The organism is Nocardioides sp., assembly GCF_034670285.1.
Lineage (GTDB): Bacteria > Actinomycetota > Actinomycetes > Propionibacteriales > Nocardioidaceae > Nocardioides.
Genome location: NZ_JAXMNS010000193.1, coordinates 1 through 6,786 on the forward strand (window position 1 = coordinate 1; position 6,786 = coordinate 6,786).

Annotated in this window: 7 protein-coding genes and 1 pseudogene; 3 read left to right on the plus strand and 5 right to left on the minus strand. The window is 69.7% G+C overall.

The annotated features are described in order from the left end of the window. The 5 genes and pseudogenes from VOI19_RS11010 to VOI19_RS11030 form a co-directional block, all read right to left on the minus strand. Positions 1-275: LLM class flavin-dependent oxidoreductase (locus tag VOI19_RS11010; protein WP_323793019.1), on the minus strand; the 275-nt coding region annotated here is incomplete at its 3' end. Next, a pseudogene (locus VOI19_RS11015) lies at positions 273-1,208 on the minus strand (electron transfer flavoprotein subunit alpha/FixB family protein); the annotation flags it as partial. The pseudogene VOI19_RS11015 and the gene VOI19_RS11010, both read right to left, overlap by 3 nt. Before the next feature lie 30 nt (positions 1,209-1,238). Next, a complete protein-coding gene (locus tag VOI19_RS11020) occupies positions 1,239-2,045 on the minus strand; it encodes an electron transfer flavoprotein subunit beta/FixA family protein (protein WP_323793013.1) in 807 nt (268 codons plus the stop codon). A 251-nt stretch (positions 2,046-2,296) separates the two neighbouring features. After that, entirely contained in the window at positions 2,297-2,779 is a 483-nt protein-coding gene (locus VOI19_RS11025) for a hypothetical protein (protein ID WP_323793014.1), read from the minus strand. Positions 2,780-2,863: 84 nt separating this feature from the next. Next, entirely contained in the window at positions 2,864-3,652 is a 789-nt protein-coding gene (locus tag VOI19_RS11030; protein WP_323793015.1) for an enoyl-CoA hydratase/isomerase family protein, read from the minus strand. Between the two features lie 74 nt (positions 3,653-3,726). Here VOI19_RS11030 and glgX point away from each other — a divergent pair, with 74 nt between their 5' ends. From glgX to VOI19_RS11045, 3 genes are all read left to right on the plus strand, one after another. After that, a complete protein-coding gene (gene glgX, locus VOI19_RS11035) occupies positions 3,727-5,943 on the plus strand; it encodes a glycogen debranching protein GlgX (protein WP_323793016.1) in 2,217 nt (738 codons plus the stop codon). Positions 5,944-5,988: 45 nt separating this feature from the next. Further along, on the plus strand, positions 5,989-6,504 hold the full coding sequence (locus VOI19_RS11040; protein WP_323793017.1) for a TlpA family protein disulfide reductase: 516 nt from the start codon (positions 5,989-5,991) through the stop codon (positions 6,502-6,504). After that, positions 6,505-6,786, plus strand: a 282-nt coding sequence (locus VOI19_RS11045) for a cytochrome c biogenesis protein CcdA (protein WP_323793018.1), incomplete at its 3' end; no start/stop codon positions are given.

Below are 6,786 nucleotides of genomic sequence, written 5' to 3' on the forward strand. Positions count from 1 at the left end.
ATGAGCGTGTGGCGGTAGAACTCGCCGTCGAACTCGAGTGGCGCGCCGTCCTCCCACGTGTTCCAGATCGCGTGCAGCGCACGGACGAACTCGTGCATCCGCCGGGCCGGGTGTGACCACGGCATCGAGTAGCGGTTCTCGATGTGGGGTCGGATCTGGCTGCCGAGACCGAGGACGAAGCGGCCGCCGCTGAGCGACTGCAGGTCGTGGGCAGTGTTGGCCAGCGTCATGGGCGTGCGTGCGAACGCAACGGCGATCGACGAGCCGATCTCGATCTGCTCGGTGGCAGCCGGGAGGACGGCGTGCAGGTCGCCGACGACGCCGAAGTCGACGAGCTCGAAGATCGGCGCCTCCTCGTCCTTGTTGACGGCGACGATCGTCTTGGAGGTCTGCATGCCGGCGCGGTGCTGGATCGCACCGGAGATGCCGTTCGCGACGTAGAGCTGCGGCGAGACCGTCTTGCCGGTCTGGCCCACCTGGAAGGTGTGCGGCATCCAGCCGGAGTCGACCGCGGCGCGCGAGGCGCCCACGGCGGCGCCGAGCGCGTCGGCGAGACCCTCGATCGGCTCGAAGTTGCCACCGGTGCCACGGCCACCGGAGACGACGATGGCCGCCTCGGTGAGCTCGGGGCGACCCGACGCCTTGCGCGGCTGTGACGCCACGATCTGGGCCGTCTTGGCGGCGTCGGAGATCGTCACGGCGAACTCCTCGACGGTGCCCGCACCAGCGGTCTCGTCGGGGGTGGCGGAGTTGGGCTTGACCGTGATGATCGGCGTGCCCTTGGTGACCTTGGCCTGCACCGTGAAGTTACCGGCGAAGACGCTCTGCGTGGTCGTGCCGTCGTCGGCGAGGTCGACGGCGTCGGTGATCAGGCCCGAGTCGAGCTTGATGGCCAGACGGCCGGCGATCTCCTTGCCCTCCGCGGAGGAGACGATCAGGATCGCGGCCGGCTCGGCCTTGGCGGCCAGCTGCTGCAGCGCCTCGGCCTTGGGGGCCACGAGGTAGCCCTTGATCTCGGCGTCGTCGATGACGTACACCTTCTCGGCACCGAAGGCAGCGAGCTTCTCGGTGGCGGCCGACACCTGGTCGGCACCGCCGATGAAGACCGCGGACGGCGTACCGAGCTTCTTGGCCAGCGCCAGCAGCTCGAGCGTGGGCTTGCGGACCGCACCCTCGACGTGGTCGACCAGAACCAGGACTTCAGACATGTGTGTTCTCCTCTAGCTGTTCTGGGCGGCTCAGATGAACTTCTTGGACGCGAGGAAGCCGGTGAGCGCCGTGGCGCCCGAGCCGTCCTCGTCCTTGACGATCTCGCCGGCGGTGCGCGGGGGACGCTCGGTCGTGTCAGCGACCTCGCTCCACGCCACGGACAGGCCGACCTCGCCGGCGTCGACGCCGATGTCGGAGAGCGCAAGCGTCTCCATCGGCTTCTTCTTGGCCGCCATGATGCCCTTGAAGGACGGGTAGCGAGCCTCACCGGTCTGGTCGGTGACCGACATGACCAGCGGCATCGTGCCGCCGATGACCTCGGTGGCGGTGTCGCCGTCACGCTTGATGCGGACCTGGTCGCCCTGGCTCTCGATGACCGAGGCGAAGGTGACCTGCGGCAGGCCGAGACGCTCGGCGAGCATCGCCGGGACGACGCTGCCCGAGGCGTCGGTGGACGCCATGCCGCACATGACGAGGTCGACCTGGCCCTTGTCGGCCTTGATCTTCTCGACGGCCTTGGCCAGCACCAGCGAGGTGGCGATGTAGTCGGAGCCGGCGATGGCCTCGTCGGAGACGTGGACGCCCTCGTCGGCGCCCATCTGCAGCGCCTTGCGCACGGCGTCGACGGCCTTCTCGGGGCCGACGCACAAGGCGGTGACGGTGACGCTGGTCGGGTCCTCGGCCTTCTCCTTGAGCTGGAGGGCCTGCTCGACGGCGTACTCGTCGAGCTCGGACAGGAGTCCGTCGACGCCAACGCGGTCAACGGTGTTGTCCGACTCGAACCGCCGGTCGGCGGTGGCGTCGGGAACGTACTTCACACAGACGACAATGTTCATGGTGGTGTGGCCTGGACGGCCCCTCCTGATGCACTCGGTGGCCCCTCCGCGACGGGATCGCGGAGGATGGTGGCCGAAGATGATGCGACAACCGTGAGGTTACCGCCGGGTCAACCACATCGGTACACACGTCCGTAGAGGAGACGCCCGACGTGGGACAGATCACGTCCCGGCTCCGGGAGCGGAACCGGGACGTGACCGGGGTGGTGCTGTGCGGTGCTTGGAGATCGTGGTGCGGTGCGGGCCCTGGATCAGGGACGGATCACCGAGTCGCCGATCTTGCCGATGACCAGCCAGGCGATGGCCGCGAGGCCGTAGTTGAACAGCGCCGTGCCGGTGTCGGAGAAGTTCGGGACCTTCTCGTTGAAGTCCTTGATCGGGCTGCTGAGGTCGAAGAGACCCAGGTCGACCTTGTCGGCGGTCTCCCGCAGGAACATGACAAGGTCGTTCTGCTCGTTGGCCTCGATCGCGATGAGGAGCACCTCGGCGGCCAGCACGAGCGCGAAGAAGACGCACACGGCCCAGAAGGCCTTGGCGACCATCGTGCGGACCTTCTTGGTGTCGAAGTCCATCTGCGGCAGCTGGCGCTTCCCCACCTTCGTGGTCTCAGTGACCTTGGTGGTCTCGGCGGGCGCGGGAGCCGGGGCTCCGCTCGGCGGCGCCGTGGACGCGTCAGGCGCGCCGGGGTGCCCGCTCGCGTCGGCCGGGTCGTTCACGTTCTTCTCGTCAGTCATTTTCCTGCCCTCTCGGATCAGCCCCATGTGGCCCGTTGAGTGGGAGCCTTGCACACGCGTCGTGAAGGTGCGGCCGACTCGCCCTCAACGGCCGACGAACGCCGCCTTGCCGGGGCCGTTCTCGACGAACGACGTCATCCCGATGGAGCGGTCCTCGGTGGCGAACACGCCGGCGAACTGCAGGCGCTCGATCTCCAGGCCCGTCTCCAGGTCGACCTCGAGCCCCCGGTCGATGGCCTCCTTGGCCGCGCGGACGGCGTACGACGCCGCGGCGGTGAACTGCCCGGCCCAGGCGCACGCCTCGGCGTAGACGTCGGCTGCCGGGACGAGCCGGTCGACCAGACCGATCGCGAGCGCCTCGTCGGCCTTCACGAACCGGCCCGTGAAGATGATGTCCTTGGCCTTGCTCGGCCCGACCAGCCTGGTCAGACGCTGGGTGCCGCCCGCGCCGGGGATGATCCCGAGCAGGATCTCGGGCTGGCCGAAGGTCGCGTCGTCGGCCGCGATGCGGATGTCGGCCGCCATCGCCAGCTCACATCCGCCGCCGAGGGCGTAGCCGGTGACCGCCGCGACGACCGGCTTGGGGATGCGGGCGATCGCCGTGACGGCCGACTGCACCGACGAGGACAGGTCGACCATCTCGGTGTAGGAGAGCTCGGCCATCTCCTTGACGTCGTTGCCGGCCGCGAAGACGCGCTCGCCGCCGTAGACCACGACCGCCTTCACGTCGGCGCGCTCGGTGGCCTCGGCCGCTGCGGCCCGCAGCTCGGCCTGCACCTGCACGCTGATGGCGTTCATCTTGGGTCGATCGAGGCGGATCGTGCCGACCCCGTCAGCAACCTCGAGCCGGACGAACTGGGCCTCTGACGTCATGCGGTGTCTCCTTGCAACCTCGGCGTGGCCGGACTGACTCCTGGCCATCGATCTTCTTCCCTATCATTCCGCAGATGAGTGCGGGGAGATGGAGCCAGCTCGGCGAGCGGTCCACAGTGTGGCCAGGACGCCAGGATCCACTGGGGGCGACCTGGTCGCCGGAGTCGACCAACTTCGCGGTGCACGCACCCCGCGGCACCGCGGCGTGGGTGTGCCTCTTCGACGACGACGGCGTCGAGACGCGTCACCAGCTCACCGAGCAGACCCTCAGCGTGTGGCACGGCGCCATCCCTGGTGTCGCCCCCGGCACCCGCTACGGCTTCCGGGTCGACGGCCCCTGGGCGCCCGACCAGGGGCTGCGGTTCAACCCCGACAAGCTGCTGCTCGACCCCTTCGCCCGTGCCGTGTGTGGCGACCTGGTGCCCGACCCGGCGGTCTACGGCTACGTCCACGGGTCCCCCCAGACGCGCAGCACGAGCGACTCCGCGCCGTACGTGCCGCGCAGCGTCGTCGTCGCCCCCGACGACTTCGACTGGGGCGGGCAGGTGCCCACCAAGCAGCGCTGGCGCGACACGGTGATCTACGAGCTGCACGTCAAGGGGATGACGGCCCTGCACGACCGGGTGCCCGAGCACCTGCGCGGCACGTACGCCGGGCTCGGCTCCCCCGCGGTGATCGACTACCTGCGCGATCTCGGCGTCAGCGCCGTCGAGCTGCTGCCGGTGCAGCAGTCGGTCTCGGAGACCGGCGTCCTCGAGCGTGACAAGACCAACTACTGGGGCTACAACACGATCGGCTTCTTCGCCCCGCACCACGCCTACTCCGCCGCCGGCGACCGCGGGGAGCAGGTGACGGAGTTCAAGGAGATGGTCAAGGCGTTCCACGACGCCGAGATCGAGGTCTACCTCGACGTCGTCTACAACCACACCGCCGAGGCGGGCCCGCTCGGACCCACGCTGTCCTTCCGCGGTCTCGACGACCTCGGGTTCTACTCACGCGTGGCCCTCGACAAGCGGCCCGCGCTCATTCCCGAGGGCGAGGACAGTGCAGTCGTGGACTCCTACTGGGACGTCACCGGGTGCGGCAACACCGTCGATGCCGGCGACCCCTTCGCACTGCGACTGATCCTCGACTCACTGCGGCACTGGGTGACCGAGTTCCACGTCGACGGGTTCCGCTTCGACCTGCTCTCCGCCCTCACCCGGGTCAACCATGCCGTCGACATGCGCACCCACCCGTTGCTCACCGCCATCGGCCAGGACCCGGTGCTGCGCCAGGTCAAGCTGATCGCCGAGCCCTGGGACGCCTCGATGGACGGCTACGCGGTCGGCAACTGCCCGCCTCCCTGGGTGGAGTGGAACGACCAGTACCGCGACGAGCTGCGCGACTTCTGGCGCGGGCACACCGACGGCATCCGCACGGTCGCCACCCGGCTGTCCGGCTCCTCCGACCTGTACGCCGACGACGGGCGCTCGCCGTACGCCTCGGTCAACTTCGTCACCGCCCACGACGGCTTCACGCTGCGCGACACCGTGAGCTACGACCACAAGCACAACGAGGCGAACGGCGAGGACAACCGCGACGGGTCCGACTCGAATCGATCGGCCAACCACGGCGTCGAGGGCGAGACCGACGACCCCGCGATCATCGCGGCCCGCCGCCGAGCCGCGGCGAACCTGATGGTCTCGCTGCTGCTGTCCAACGGCGTGCCGATGTTCACCGCCGGCGACGAGCGCGGGCGCACCCAGGGCGGCAACAACAATGCCTACTGCCAGGACAACGAGGTCTCCTGGGTCGACTGGAGCGCCGACGACGCCTGGCTCGACGTCTACGAGGTGACGCGAGCGGCGCTGCGACTGCGGCGCGAGCACCCGGCGCTGCGACAGCGGCACTGGTTCGAGGGTCGCCCCACCATGACCGGAGGGCCCAAGGACCTGGTGTGGCTGCACCCCGAGGGCCGCGAGATGACGGGTGACGACTGGCACGACGGCTCGCTGCGCACGTTGGCGATGTTCGTGCTCGGGCGGCCGCTGCGCTCCCCCGGGCCGCGCGGCGAGCAGCAGACCGATGCGTCGTTCGTGCTGTGGTTCCACAGCGGCGACGAACCGGTCGACGTGCTGCTCCCCGAGAACGAGTGGGTGCAGTCGGGTGAGGTCGCGCTCTCGACCGACCCCGACCTGGTGACGGGCACCGTCGTCCGTGCCGGGCAGCAGCTGCGCCTCAGCGGCCCGTGCGTCGTGGTGCTGCGCGAGCGGGACGACCCGCACGAGGAAGCCGTCACCAGTCGGTAAGAACGTCGGAGGCTCGTGGTGCCGACTCGTCCGTAGGCTCGCGGCATGACGCGACTGGTGACGATCGTCCTGCTCCTCGGCGGGCTCCTCCTGACAGGCTGCTCCGCGGGCACCACCGACTCCTCCGGCACCCAGTCGGCCGACGGATCGTCAGCGGCGAGCCTCGAGTTCAACGCCACCACCATCTCCGGTGACCCGTTCGCCGGCGAGAGTCTCTCCGGCAAGCCGACGGTGCTGTGGTTCTGGGCCCCGTGGTGCTCGGCGTGCCGCAACCAGGCCCCCGGCGTGAGCGAGCTCGCCACGACGTACGGCGACGAGGTCAACGTCGTGGGCGTCGGCAGCCTCGACGAGAGCGCCGCGATCGAGGAGTTCGCCGACGCCGTGCCCGCCGACTTCACCCAGCTCGACGACCCGGACGGCGCCGTGTGGCGCCACTTCGGAGTCACCGCTCAAAGCACCTACCTGGTGCTGGACGCCGATCAGAACGTCGTCGCGTCGGGCTACCTCAGCGACGCCGACCTCGACTCGACCGTCGCCGGGCTCGCCGGGCTCGCGGGCTAAGTGCCCGACGCCGGACTGCTCTCCCTGGCCCTCGGGGCCGGGCTGCTGGCGGCGGTGAACCCGTGCGGGTTCGCCCTGCTGCCGGCGTACCTGTCGTTGCTGGTGCTCGGTGACCAGCCCGAGGACCGCACCGGCGCGCTGCTGCGCGCGCTGCGGCTGACCGCGGCGATGACGCTCGGCTTCGCGGGGGTCTTCGCGCTGTTCGGCCTGGCCATCGCGCCGGTGGCACCGCAGCTGCAGGGCGACCTGCCGTGGGTCACGCTCGGGCTCGGGGTCGTGCTG